Consider the following 11,608-nt stretch of genomic DNA (forward strand, 5'->3'; position numbering starts at 1 on the left):
AAATAACCATGCTTGTCAGGATCAGCCTTGAAAACTTCTTTTTTATAAAAGGTGAGGAGCTCTATTTTGACAAGGGATTGAATGTTATAACTGGGGAGACTGGAACTGGGAAATCTCTTACCGTTTCCTCTTTGCTTTTCCTTATGGGGCGAGAAGGAGACTATCCAGAGGGGACATGTGTAGAGGCGGAGTTTGACCTTGAAGGGGAACAAGTTATCCTAAGAAGAGAGATAGTTAAGGGCAGAAGTAGGTATTATCTGAACGGAAGAGGTAGTACAAGAAAAGTAGTAGAGGAAGTCTTAACCTCTAACTTGCTTCTTCAGGGTCAAAACGATAGGACAAAGATCCTAAGGGCGGACTTTCAGAGAGAGGTCTATGACCGTTTCGTGGGTTGTCTGGAACTAAGAAAGGCTGTAGAAGGGGCTTACGAAGAGGTTTTGGAACTTGAAGAGAAACTAAGAAGCATAAACCAAAGGAAAATTGAAAGAGAAGTAAGAAAAAGGCTCATATCTGAGGAGTTAAAACAGATAGAGGAGGTGGGGCTAACGCCAGAAGAGTATGAGCTTGTAAAAAAGAGGCTTGAGGAGATAAACTTGGCAGAAAAGGTAAACAGCCTTGTACTCCAGGGGTTTTCAGGCATTGAAATGTCTTTGGAAGGTTTAAAGACTTTGAAAAAAGTCCTAAGGGAGCTGGGAATCATTGGAGTTTCGCAAGACCATACACAAATCCCTCAACTTCTTGAAGACTATCTGGCAGACCTTGAGAGAGACCTAAGGTCAAAGCTCATATCATACAGCCAAGAGGAGCTTGACCAACTCAATGAAAAGGTCTACAAGGTTCAAAGGCTTGAAAGGAAGTATAGAAAGGACTACCAAGATATATATAGGCATATGGTCCTACTAAGAGAAGAGCTCCAAAAACTTGAGGAAGAAGAGGACGCGGAGCTTTTGGAAAGGGAATTGAACTTAAAAAGAGAAGAGCTATATAGACTATACGAGGAGCTCAGCAATAAAAGGCTTTTGGCAAAGGAAGAGTTTGAGAAAAAGGTAATGGAATACCTGAAAAGTATGGGGCTTGAGGGGGCAAGCTTTAAGGTTTTCTTTGAGAGGAAAGAAGGCAGGTATGGCAAAGAGCAAGTGAGGTTTCTCTTTTCCTCTTACGGAAAGGATGAAAGAGAGATATCTGAGGTAGCATCAGGAGGTGAAATATCAAGGCTTTCTCTTGCCTTTTTTATGCTATCTCCACCTACTCAGACCTATGTGTTGGATGAAGTAGATACAGGCATAAGCGGTAGAACTTCCATAAAACTTGCCAAGCTACTCAAGGAGCTTTCAAAGAAGACCCAGCTTATAGTCATAACCCATTCACCCGCCATAGCCAGTGCGTCAGACAAGCACTTTACTACAAAAAGGGAAACCATTGGAGATATTCCCCTCATTAGGATAGTAGAGCTTTCTGGGGAAGAAAAAATTGAGGAAATAGCCAGGCTTATGGGAACGGTAAACAGCAAGACCTTAGAGGGAGCAAAAGAGCTTATAAAGGAGGTTTGCAGTGTTTGAGGAATTGCAGGGGTTAAGGGATAGAATAAAACCTTACGTAGATAGAAGACTATCTGAGTTCAAAGAGCTTGGGAAGACTGGAAAGACTACCTTTGACTTTAGACCTTTTGCCAACTACTCCTATGAGGTGGACATATTTTCTGAGCTTTGCTTTTGTCTTCTTACCGCTAACTCTTCCGCCCTTATGGGTATAAAACTGCAAAGCCTTATAGGAATAGACGGCTTTAGGAGTATGAGCCTTGAGGAGCTTGAAAAGACCATATCTTCTGCAGGGCATCGTTTTGCTCGCCAAAGAGCGGAAAGAATAGTAAAGGCAAGGGAAAAGTTTGAAAGAGTTATGGAGCTTCTTTCTGGCTCAAAGGAAGGGAAGGCTATAAGAGACTTGCTAAGCGATACCTGTTCCAAATACAAAGTGGAAGGCTTTGGTCTCAAGGAGGCATCTCACTTCCTAAGAAACATAGGCTTTGAAGATGTAGCAATAGTGGACAGGCACATTTTTAGATACCTTAAAGAAAAGGGTCTCCTGCCAGACTATAAAACCATTACAAGACGCATATATCTTGAGGCGGAGAGAAAACTTGAGGAAATATGCCAAGAGCTTGGAATGTCTCAAGGAGAGCTTGACCTTTATATTTTCTACCACAAAACGGGGAAGGTGTTAAAATAGTATCATAAAAGGGGTGGAGCTATAATTTTGGAACTTACAGAAGACCTAAAAACCGGTGTGGAGGAAATGGACAAGGACCACCAAAGGTTGGTGGAGCTTCTGAACAAGGTCTACGAGCTTCTCAGGGAAGGCAAAAGCTCAGAGGCGGAAGAGTTCTTCAGCAAAGAGCTGGTCGCATGGGTTGAATACCATCTTGCGAGAGAGGAGAAGTTTATGCAAGCCATAGGCTATCCTGAGTTTGAAAGGCACAAGAAGGCTCACGAAAACTTTCGCAAGGTAATTTTGGACCTTCTGCCTCATGTGGAGAAGGGAGACCACCATGCCTTTAGGGAATCCCTTGCCCTTGCTTGGGGATGGCTGGCGGGTCATATTGCCAAGGTGGACAAAAAATATGGAGAGTTTGCCAGAGAGAGGGGCTTGATAGCCTGAGGGTGTGGTGGTATAATTATTCTTTAGTCCCCGTAGCTCAGAAGGACAGAGCGCGAGATTCCTAATCTCGAGGTCGGAGGTTCGAATCCTCCCGGGGACGCATTTGCCATGATAGAGATAAGTGTAGTCCAGGGAAGTCTCCTTGAGGTTCAGGCGGATGCCATAGTAAACCCTGCCAACTCTCTTGGTCTTATGGGTGGTGGTGTGGCTGGAGTAATAAAAAGGTTTGGTGGTGAGCAAATAGAAAAGGAGGCAGTTTCAAAAGCACCTATACCTGTTGGCTCTGCGGTCTTGACCTCTGCGGGAAAACTGCCTTTTAAAGGCGTGATACACGCGCCTACCATGGAAGAGCCTGCTATGGAAACCACAGAGGAAAAGGTGAGAAAAGCGGTAAGGGCGGTCTTAGAGCTTGCGGATAATATGGGTTTTGAAAGTATTGCCATGCCTGGTATGGGAACGGGTGTGGGAAGACTTCCAAAGGATGTATCCGCAAGAGCCATGATTGAGGAGGTAAGGAATTTTCAACCGAAGAACCTCAAAAGGGTCATACTTGTAGACCTTGATAGGCAAATGGTAGAAGAGTGGAAAAGGCTTCTGTGAATGCGTCTTGTTCTTTCTGGTGGGTGGTTGGGGGAAGAAGGTCTTTTTAAAGCTAAGGTAAGGGATTTAAAGGTCTATAATTCTCTCAAGGATTTCAAAAACTTAGACTATGGCTTTGCCTTGTTTTCTTATTCTCTGAGCTCTGAAACCTTAGGCTTACAGATAAAAAGCGGAGACTTTCCACCTATTGTATGTCTTGAGATTGATGGGTTTGAGAGGCTCTCTTACGAGCAGAAAGAAATAAGACTTGAGAGGGTTTCCTCCTCCTTTACTGCGAAGGACTACATAAATGCGGTTAAAGAGGTCAAAAGGCTCATATCAAAAGGCGTAGTATATCAGCTAAACCTTACCTGTAGGTTTGATTTTTTGCTTTATGGAGACCCTCTTGACCTTTTTGTAAGATACTATATGCGTCAGCCAGTGCCATACGCCTTTTTCCTTGACCTTGAGGACTTTTATGTTATAAGTGGCTCTATGGAGCTCTTTCTAAAGAAGGAGGGAGACCTTATCCTAAGCAAACCTATAAAGGGGACAGCAAAAATCAGGGAAGACCTCATAAAAAGTGAAAAAGACAAAGCGGAAAATCTCATGATAACAGATATGGTAAGAAACGACCTCTCAAGAATAGCTCTGTGTGGAAGTGTGGAGGTGCCTGAGCTTTTTAAGGTAGAAGAATACAGGACACTTTTTCAGATGCATTCAACAGTGAGGGCAAGGACAAACAAAAGTCTGCAGGAAATATTGAAAGAAACCTTTCCACCTGCTTCTGTGGTAGGTGCTCCCAAAAGAAAGGCGGTGGAGGTCATAGACCAGTTTGAGCCTCACAGCAGAGACTACTACTGTGGAGTAGGTGGGCTTATAAAAGGCGGGGATTTTCTCCTAAGTGTGCTAATTAGAACTGCCATAGGCTCAGGTAGAAGGGTTTCCTACTTTGCAGGTGCAGGCATAGTTTGGGATTCCTCTCCAGAAAGAGAATGGCAAGAAGTGCTTTTAAAAACGCAAGCCTTTGACCCTGTGTATTAAAATTCATAAATGCCTTCAAAAGACATAGCTCTAAAGGACATCTTTGAAGAAATACCACACAGACTTAGCAAAATACTTGCACCCGCACCCATAAAGGAACTCCTACCCACCAACTTCCCTTCCACAGAGCTAAGAGTGGACTTTTTAGCAAGGCTTGAGGATGAGAGCATACTGCACATAGAATTCCAATCCTTCAACGACCCTAACATGCCCTTCAGAATGCTACGCTATTACCTTGCCATATTAGAGAGATATCCTAACAGTCCCATAAAACAGCTCCTTGTTTATGTGGGAAACAGAAAGATAAAAATGAAGTCAAGGCTAAGGCTTAGAAACCTTAGCTTTAGCTATGAGATGATTGACATAAGGCAGGTAGACTGCAAAGTGCTTTTGGAAAGCCCAGACCCTATGGATAGGCTTTTAGCTTGTTTGTGTAAGGTGGAGGACGAGGCATATCTGATAGAGAAACTCATAAAGACTATGGAAGGCATGAACGAGGAAGAGAGAAAAGACTATCTTTTGAAAGCCTTGACGCTGACAGAACTGAGACCTAACTTAAGGATAAGACTCACAGAGGAGGTTAGGCATATGCCTATAGTAGTTAGACCTGAGGATGTAAGATTGCCAAAGAGAAAGTTGAAAAAGGATATTCTTTATAGGCTTGGGCTTGAGGAAGGTAAGCAAATTGGACTTGAGGAAGGTAGAAAAGAGGGTGAAGTTATTGGCATTGAAAAAGGTAAACACATCGGACTTGAGGAAGGTCTTTTAAAGTCCGCACAAGAGATGCTTATAGCCATAATTGAGGGTAAACTCGGTCATGTGCCTGAAGAAATAGCAAATAGGATAAGGGAAATAAAAGATGTGGAGTTTCTAAGGTCTTTAGCTAAGAGGTTGGCTTCCACTTCTGAGGATTTTATGCAGGTTTTGGCTACTGAACTGAGAATTTCATAAACTAACTCAAAAACTCATAAGGATAAGACTCACAGAGAAGGTCAAACACATACCTATAGTGGTTAGACCTGAAGATGTAAGATTGCCAAAGAAAAAACTGAGAAAGGATATTCTGTATAGGCTTGGGCTTGAGGAGAGCAAACAGATTGGGCTTGAAGAGGGTCTTCTGAAATCCGCACAGGAGATGGTTATAACTCTCGTAGAGGGCAAACTTGGCTATGTGCCAGAGGGTTTGGAGGAAAGGGTAAGAGATATACAGGACAGAGAGTTTTTGCAGGCTTTACTCAAAAAAACTGATAAGCTCTGAAAACCTTTTGGAAGTGTTGGGACAGGAGCTGAAACTTTGACCTATAAGGTATATAATAACTCTCTGTGAAATTTCCACCGCAGGAACGGTTTTTCAACTTTGAGGAGTCGGAAAAGTTAAAGAGGTTTTTCCTAAGAGCTTGTGAGGTTTTTGCTGAGTATAGGTATATTATGTTGCCTTCTGTTGAATTATACAGTCCAAAACTTTATGGTGAAGGTGCTTTCGTTGTGGGAAGTTTGCAGGACGGAAGTCTTTTGTGTTTAAGAAAAGACTGGACTATAAGTCTTGCAAGATTCTTGAGCCTCCAAAAGGACCTGGAACTTCCTCTTAGGGTTTTTTACTTTGGAAATACCTTTTCCACCAATACGGAGTTTGAGAGCTTTCAGGTAGGGATTGAGCTTCTTGGGGAAGGTTCTACAAAGGCGGAAGTGGAGGTTATCCGAAAAATTGCGGACTATCTTAGGACTTGTGGCTTGTCTGAACTGACGGTAAGTGTAGGACATGTGGGCATAGCACAAGGTCTTCTCAGAAAATATGGAGAGGGCTACAGAAAAGCCCTTCTTGAGAAAAACTTTTCAGAACTTTCTAAGGCACCTGAACTCAGAGACCTACTCACTATACAAGGCGGTCCAGAGGTGCTACAAACCTTCAAAAGAAAACATCCAGAGTTTTCTGTAGAGTGCGACAGGCTTTTGGAGGTTTACGAGAGCTTAAAGGAGCTTAACCTTCTTTTTGACCTATCGGAACTTCGCCCTCAGGACTACTATACAGGACTTGTTTTTGAGTTTTTCCACCCTTCCCTTGGCTATCCTCTTGCTGGTGGTGGCAGGTATGACGGTCTTTATAAGACTCTTGGAAAGGAGTTGTGTGCGGTTGGGGGTGCGGTTTATCTTGATAGACTACTTGAGCTCTAAAAACTCTTCAAGTTTTGTTAGCTTTTCCCAGGGGAGGTTTTCCTTTCCAAAGTGCCCATAGCAGGCGGTTTGCTTATATATGGGCTTTCTCAGGTCCAAAAAGTCTATCATCCTTTTAGGGCTTGTGGGAAAAACCTCTAAGAGCCTTTCTTTTATCTTCTCTCTGTCTGTTTTCTCTGTCCCATAAGTCTCTATATCAAAAGCTATCACTTCGCTCATGCCAAAAGCGTAAGCCATCTGCACCATGCATCTATCTGCAAGACCGCTGGCTACCACATGCTTTGCCATCATGCGTGCCATATAAGAGGCGGTTCTATCAGTTTTTGTTGGGTCTTTGCCAGAAAAGGCACTACCTCCAGAATAAGCCACATCTCCATAGGCATCAGAAACTATCTTCCTACCAGTTTGCCCCACATCCGCCGCAGGACCACCGAGCACAAACCTTCCCGACGGGTTAACAAGAATGCGTGTATCTCTTGTTATAAGGCTATGAGGCACTACCCTTTTGACTGCCTCTTCCGTTATAAAGTCCCTCAGCTTTTCAAGTTGAGTTTCTGGGTCATGTTGACAGAAAACTATTATGTCCTTTACAGATAGTGGTTTGTTATCTTCGTATAGCACCGTTATTAGCACTTTGCCGTCGGGTCTGAGAAAGGGTGCTTTGCCAGACTTCCTAAGCTCGGAAATTTTGTGAGAGAGTTTATGAGCAAGGCTTATGGGCATAGGCATAAGGCTTTCTGTTTCCTTGCAGGCATAACCCACAACCGTTGCAGTATCTCCTGCACCCTCCGAGGATATGCCAAGCACTATCTCAGGGCTCTGCTCCTCTATAGAGGTTATTACTGCAGAGGAATCTGCATCAAAGCCAAGCTCTGGTCTGTTATAACCCACTTCCTTTATGGTCTTTCTGACAGTGCCTGGTATGTCTACATAGCTTTCTGTGGAAACATGACCTGCTACAAAGGTCATGCCAGATATGAGAAGTATTTCAAGGGACACCCTGCTGTAGGGGTCTCTCTTTAGAAACTCATCCAGCAAGGCGTCCGCTATGAGGTCCGCTAACTTGTCTGGATGCCCCTCCATGGGGGACTCTGCCATTTTTATAGTCCTGCCCATGGAGGTTTATTATAAACTACTCAAGTATCTCAAGAACCACCCTTTTGTTTATCTTTCTTCCCATAGAAGAAAGGATGGTTCTGAGAGACCTTGCAATGCGACCGCCCTTTCCTATGACCTTTCCGAGGTCGTTTTTGTCAACCCTGAGCTCAATAACTACTGTTTTTTCTCCTTCGATTTCCTGCACGTTTACCCTCTCAGGGCTGTCCACAAGGGATTTGGCGGTTATTTCTACGATGTCCCTTAGCTGGCTCATGGTTTACCTCCTGTTAGAGTATTTTTGCGTTTTTGAGTATGGCTTTTGCTCTGTCTGTAAGCTCGGCTCCTTTTTGGAGCCACTCCTTTAACTTTTCTTCCTTAACCTCTATAAGTCTTTTGTTTACAGGGTCGTAGGTGGCTATCACATCCACCACCTTGCCATCCCTGGGTGCCTTTGCGTCTGCTACCACAAGCCTGTATATGGGGTGATGTCTTCTTCCGTATCTTGATACCCTTATCCTCAGTGCCATCTTTGCCTCCTCAGAACAGTCCATGTATTATACATTATTTCCTTATAGAATTCAAGACCACACTGAGGGAGGACAGAGCCATCATAAGCCCGGCAAGTTCTGGCTTTAGATATATGCCCTTTGAGTATAACAGCCCACCTGCTATGGGTATGCCCACAAGGTTATAAATAAAAGCCCAAAAGAGGTTTTCCCTTATCCTTCGCATTGTCTTATCCCTTATTTCAAAGAACTCCCTTATACCTTCAAGTCCTCTAAGCAGGATAACCTCTCCTGCCCTTTTTGCCATGTCTGTGCCAGAGCCAAGAGCAAAGGAGAGGTCCGCCCGAGCCATCGCAGGAGCATCGTTTATACCATCGCCTACGAGTCCAACCTTATAGCCTTCTTCTTTTAGCTCTTCTACCTTCCTTAGCTTGTCTTCAGGCTTTGCTTCAGCAAAAAACTCTGCTATACCTAACTCTTTGGCTACCACCCTTGCCTTTTCTTCTCTATCTCCTGTAAGCATGTAAACCCTTATACCTTTTGAGAGGAGAAAATCCACCACCTTTTTTGCCTCTGGTCTTATGTGGTCTTCAAAGTAGAACTCCGCCAGTTTTGTGCCATTTTTGTAGAGAGCTACACCCTCTTCTGACCTTCCAAGCATATAATTTCCACATATTACACCAACTCCAGCCTCTTCTCTACAGTTTTCAAAATTTTCTCCTTCTATGCCCCTTGACCTGCAAAAATCCCTTATGGACTGAGAGTAGGGATGGTTGGAAACCTTTGCAAGACCACAGGCTATAAAAAGGGCGGAGCTTTGGTAGAGCTTAAGGTCAACAAGTTTTGGCTTTCCTTCTGTAAGAGTGCCAGTTTTATCAAGGAGCAGGATGTCTATTTTCTTTTCAAGGGCGGATGGTTCTTTTATTAGAACACCTCTTTTGTAGGCTCTAAAGAGACCCACAGTAAGTGCAAGAGGAACTGCAATACCAAAGGCACAGGGGCAAGAGACTACAAGCACCGCCAAAGAAAAGCTCACCGCTTTTTGGAGGTCTCCGCTCTTGAAAAGCCACAGGAGGAAAACCAACACCGACAAGGCAACCACCAACTGCACAAAGTAGTGGGAAAACCTGTCCGCAAGGCGATGAATTCTTGGCTTTTTGCTAAGAGTCTCTTCTACAAGTCTTACAAGCAAGTTGGCATAACTACTTGAAAAGGTCTTTTCCACCCTTGCCTTTGCAAAACCAGAGATCACCACGCTACCAGATATGAGCCTATCACCGACGGATTTTCTAACAGGCAGGCTCTCTCCACTTACAAGGGACTCATCCACCTCAAGAGAGCCTTCCAAAACTCTACAGTCTACTGCTACTAAATCGCCACTTCTCAAAATTAGCGTATCGCCTATAAAAACCTCTAAGGGAGTTTTTTCCATCTCCTTACCATCCTTGAGAACCCTTAGCCTTATGGTTTGCAAAGAAAAGAGGTCTTTTAAACCTCTTAGGGCTTTGGACTTTACCCATTCCTCAAGGAACTTGCCGGTTTTTACAAAGGTTATAAGAAAGGCGGATGTTTCAAAAAAAGGTTCTCCAGGAAGAAGACCAAAGAGAGTAAGAAAGCTATACAAAAGAGCGGATGTGCTTCCTAAGGTTATAAGCAAGTCCATATTGCCTACCTTTGCTTTAAGGGAGCTTATAGCACCCTTATAAAAGCTGTATCCACCAATAAGCTGAATAGCGGTAGCAAGCAAAGCCTGTGTATAGAGACTAAGTGGACTATGCACGAACATGAGTGCCATTATCAAAAGGCTTGAACTCCAGCAAAAAAGAAGTATCTCAAGAGACCTTTTTTTGCCCTCTACCTTTTCAACCTTGTAGCCCAGAGATTCTATAACTCTTCCAATCTGCTCAAGGCTCAAAAGCTCCTCGTCAAAGTCCACTACGACCCTTCCCAACTCAAAGGAAACCTCCACTCTGTGAATGCCTCTTAGCTTTTTAAGGCTTATCTCTATAGCCCTTGCACAGTTTACACAGGTCATTCCAGAAACCTTTAGACTTGCACGCATAGGATTAAGTATGAGGTTTTGAGTGCGTTAATTTCAAGAGGTTTATTTTACTTTGTTTTTTAGATAATCTAAAACCCTCTGGGGGTCCGCAGAAGGGTCGACACCTCTGTATATTTTCTCTACCTTAAGCTCTGGATTTATTAGCACCGTGTCCCTTGAGCAAAAGCCTGCTATTACAGTGACTCCATAAGCCTTTGCCACGCTACCCTTTGGGTCTGAGGGAAATTCCACAGAAAGGTTGTATTTTTCTCTAAACTTCCTTATGCTCTCCACACTGTCAGTGCTTACTCCAAAAACCTTTACCCTTAGTCTTTCAAATTCTGGCATGAGCCTTGTATATTCCTTTGCCTGTGCGGTGCAACCAGGAGTGTCCGCCTTTGGGTAAAAGTAGAGGACTACCCACCTTCCTCTGTAGTCTGAAAGGTTAACAGTTTTACCCTCGTGGTTTTTAAGACTAAAGAGGTAGGCTTGCTGACCTTCTTGCAGTGGAGCACCTGCCTGAGCTATACCAAGTAGAGCAAGGACTTTTATAATAAACTCCTTCATATTACCACCTCCAAAAGGAATAGGCTATTAGCAAAACACCAAAAGCCAGAGGAATAAAGCCCACATAAAACCAAAAGGTAGCAGAGCCTATCACAAGAAGAATACCACCCAGCTCAAGGATTTCCTTTCCCTTTGCCCTTGACAAAGCACTGTAGCACCTTGACTGGATATAAAGCCCAACACCAGAAACTAAGGCGGTAATTAAAAGCCTTTTTATGTCAAAACCATAAGCGTCAAGCACATGCTTTGCCCATAGCCCACCCACTATGGCAACCAAAAGCCCAAGCCCAAAGGTCTTTTTTAGCTCTCCCAAAGAGGACCTCTCCAAAAGTCCAGCCATACCATACATGAGAGCAAGACCACCAATTACTGCAAAAACCTCGTGCAAACCACCAAGAGGAAGGATAAGAGTGCCAGCAAGAGCAAAAGTCTGTGGCTCTAAGTTAGTAGTTCCTTTAACTTCCTGCATCGGTATATAAACATAAGCCTAAGAAATAGCCTTAACAAGACATTTGGTAGTAGGCTCTCTACAGTAAGATGGTCTTCTATCACCGTTGAGTTTCCCTTTGGTATGAATATATGCCTGTGTTCCCAGTGTCTTATAAAGAAAGGCTTTTTAAGAGCTATGTCCGTAAAGCCAAAGGGCCCCACATCCCTTATAAGGCTTTCCATAATCGTAAAAGCGAGAAACTTCAGCTTTATCACCATACCCTCCTTTAGCTCCTCTTCTGGCTCTACCTTAAAAAGAAAAGATAAGGGTGTTATCTTGAGGAGATTTGCTGAATTGTTGAAAAAGCCTCTTACCAATTCCATTGGTGCTGTAAGGCTACAGTAGGAGAAGAATTCCATGTTGCTGAGAAAGTTTAGGGGTTTTACAGGAAGTGGTATGATATTTATCATATTGACAATGAATGAAAATTCGTTTATATTACTCTAAAGAAAAAAG

Annotated in this window: 15 protein-coding genes and 1 tRNA gene; 9 read left to right on the forward strand and 7 right to left on the reverse strand. The window is 43.4% G+C overall.

The window, feature by feature from the left end:
• Nucleotides 1-8 precede the first annotated feature (8 nt).
• The 9 genes from G3M65_RS04870 to G3M65_RS04910 all read left to right on the forward strand — a co-directional run bounded on the left by G3M65_RS04870 (nucleotide 9) and on the right by G3M65_RS04910 (nucleotide 6,450).
• Nucleotides 9-1,559: an AAA family ATPase gene (locus G3M65_RS04870; RefSeq protein WP_173833473.1), complete on the forward strand. Its 1,551-nt coding sequence runs from the start codon at nucleotides 9-11 to the stop codon at nucleotides 1,557-1,559.
• Entirely contained in the window at nucleotides 1,552-2,226 is a 675-nt protein-coding gene (locus tag G3M65_RS04875) for an N-glycosylase/DNA lyase (protein ID WP_173833474.1), read from the forward strand. The genes G3M65_RS04870 and G3M65_RS04875 overlap by 8 nt, the downstream gene beginning before the upstream one ends.
• A gap of 27 nt (nucleotides 2,227-2,253) precedes the next feature.
• Nucleotides 2,254-2,655 (forward strand): bacteriohemerythrin, encoded by a 402-nt coding sequence (locus G3M65_RS04880; protein ID WP_254426315.1) that lies wholly within the window; start codon nucleotides 2,254-2,256, stop codon nucleotides 2,653-2,655.
• A 26-nt stretch (nucleotides 2,656-2,681) separates the two neighbouring features.
• Nucleotides 2,682-2,755 (forward strand) — tRNA-Arg (locus G3M65_RS04885).
• A gap of 8 nt (nucleotides 2,756-2,763) precedes the next feature.
• Nucleotides 2,764-3,255 (forward strand): ADP-ribose-binding protein, encoded by a 492-nt coding sequence (locus G3M65_RS04890; RefSeq protein ID WP_254426316.1) that lies wholly within the window; start codon nucleotides 2,764-2,766, stop codon nucleotides 3,253-3,255.
• Complete coding sequence (locus tag G3M65_RS04895; RefSeq protein WP_173833475.1) at nucleotides 3,256-4,278, forward strand: chorismate-binding protein; 1,023 nt, start codon at nucleotides 3,256-3,258, stop codon at nucleotides 4,276-4,278.
• A gap of 9 nt (nucleotides 4,279-4,287) precedes the next feature.
• Complete coding sequence (locus tag G3M65_RS04900; protein WP_173833476.1) at nucleotides 4,288-5,229, forward strand: RpnC/YadD family protein; 942 nt, start codon at nucleotides 4,288-4,290, stop codon at nucleotides 5,227-5,229.
• An 82-nt stretch (nucleotides 5,230-5,311) separates the two neighbouring features.
• Nucleotides 5,312-5,536 (forward strand): hypothetical protein, encoded by a 225-nt coding sequence (locus G3M65_RS04905; RefSeq protein WP_173833477.1) that lies wholly within the window; start codon nucleotides 5,312-5,314, stop codon nucleotides 5,534-5,536.
• Between the two features lie 65 nt (nucleotides 5,537-5,601).
• Nucleotides 5,602-6,450, forward strand: coding sequence for an ATP phosphoribosyltransferase regulatory subunit (locus tag G3M65_RS04910; protein WP_173833478.1), 849 nt, complete (start codon nucleotides 5,602-5,604; stop codon nucleotides 6,448-6,450).
• Here G3M65_RS04910 and metK read toward each other — a convergent pair.
• From metK to G3M65_RS04945, 7 genes are read right to left on the reverse strand one after another with little or no spacing between them, the layout of a single operon-like run.
• Nucleotides 6,436-7,566, reverse strand: coding sequence for a methionine adenosyltransferase (metK, locus tag G3M65_RS04915; protein WP_173833479.1), 1,131 nt, complete (start codon nucleotides 7,564-7,566; stop codon nucleotides 6,436-6,438). The two genes, G3M65_RS04910 and metK, sit on opposite strands and share 15 nt — an antisense overlap.
• A 16-nt stretch (nucleotides 7,567-7,582) precedes the next feature.
• On the reverse strand, nucleotides 7,583-7,822 hold the full coding sequence (locus tag G3M65_RS04920) for a KH domain-containing protein (protein ID WP_173833480.1): 240 nt from the start codon (nucleotides 7,820-7,822) through the stop codon (nucleotides 7,583-7,585).
• 13 nt (nucleotides 7,823-7,835) lie between these two features.
• Complete coding sequence (gene rpsP / locus G3M65_RS04925) at nucleotides 7,836-8,099, reverse strand: 30S ribosomal protein S16 (RefSeq protein WP_254426317.1); 264 nt, start codon at nucleotides 8,097-8,099, stop codon at nucleotides 7,836-7,838.
• Nucleotides 8,100-8,109: 10 nt separating this feature from the next.
• Complete coding sequence (locus tag G3M65_RS04930) at nucleotides 8,110-10,116, reverse strand: heavy metal translocating P-type ATPase (protein ID WP_173833481.1); 2,007 nt, start codon at nucleotides 10,114-10,116, stop codon at nucleotides 8,110-8,112.
• Nucleotides 10,117-10,158: 42 nt separating this feature from the next.
• Complete coding sequence (locus G3M65_RS04935) at nucleotides 10,159-10,662, reverse strand: peroxiredoxin (RefSeq protein WP_173833482.1); 504 nt, start codon at nucleotides 10,660-10,662, stop codon at nucleotides 10,159-10,161.
• A 1-nt stretch (nucleotide 10,663) separates the two neighbouring features.
• Nucleotides 10,664-11,131 carry a hypothetical protein gene (locus tag G3M65_RS04940; protein ID WP_173833483.1) on the reverse strand — a complete coding sequence of 156 codons (468 nt, stop codon included), beginning with the start codon at nucleotides 11,129-11,131 and terminating at the stop codon, nucleotides 10,664-10,666.
• Nucleotides 11,101-11,562, reverse strand: coding sequence for an SRPBCC family protein (locus G3M65_RS04945; protein ID WP_173833484.1), 462 nt, complete (start codon nucleotides 11,560-11,562; stop codon nucleotides 11,101-11,103). Before G3M65_RS04945 ends, G3M65_RS04940 begins: the two co-directional genes overlap by 31 nt.
• Between the last annotated feature and the right edge of the window lie 46 nt (nucleotides 11,563-11,608).

It is taken from the genome of Hydrogenobacter sp. T-8, assembly GCF_011006175.1.
GTDB lineage: Bacteria > Aquificota > Aquificia > Aquificales > Aquificaceae > Pampinifervens > Pampinifervens florentissimum.

Bases quoted from the DNA above. Each gene is read 5' to 3' on its own strand.
- rpsP (WP_254426317.1), bottom strand. From the start codon at position 8,099: ATGGACTGTTCTGAGGAGGCAAAGATGGCACTGAGGATAAGGGTATCA.
- G3M65_RS04940 (WP_173833483.1), bottom strand. From the start codon at position 11,131: ATGCAGGAAGTTAAAGGAACTACTAACTTAGAGCCACAGACTTTTGCT.
- G3M65_RS04900 (WP_173833476.1), top strand. From the start codon at position 4,288: ATGCCTTCAAAAGACATAGCTCTAAAGGACATCTTTGAAGAAATACCA.
- G3M65_RS04870 (WP_173833473.1), top strand. From the start codon at position 9: ATGCTTGTCAGGATCAGCCTTGAAAACTTCTTTTTTATAAAAGGTGAG.
- G3M65_RS04920 (WP_173833480.1), bottom strand. From the start codon at position 7,822: ATGAGCCAGCTAAGGGACATCGTAGAAATAACCGCCAAATCCCTTGTG.
- G3M65_RS04935 (WP_173833482.1), bottom strand. From the start codon at position 10,662: ATGAAGGAGTTTATTATAAAAGTCCTTGCTCTACTTGGTATAGCTCAG.
- G3M65_RS04945 (WP_173833484.1), bottom strand. From the start codon at position 11,562: ATGATAAATATCATACCACTTCCTGTAAAACCCCTAAACTTTCTCAGC.
- metK (WP_173833479.1), bottom strand. From the start codon at position 7,566: ATGGGCAGGACTATAAAAATGGCAGAGTCCCCCATGGAGGGGCATCCA.
- G3M65_RS04930 (WP_173833481.1), bottom strand. From the start codon at position 10,116: ATGCGTGCAAGTCTAAAGGTTTCTGGAATGACCTGTGTAAACTGTGCA.
- G3M65_RS04890 (WP_254426316.1), top strand. From the start codon at position 2,764: ATGATAGAGATAAGTGTAGTCCAGGGAAGTCTCCTTGAGGTTCAGGCG.
- G3M65_RS04895 (WP_173833475.1), top strand. From the start codon at position 3,256: ATGCGTCTTGTTCTTTCTGGTGGGTGGTTGGGGGAAGAAGGTCTTTTT.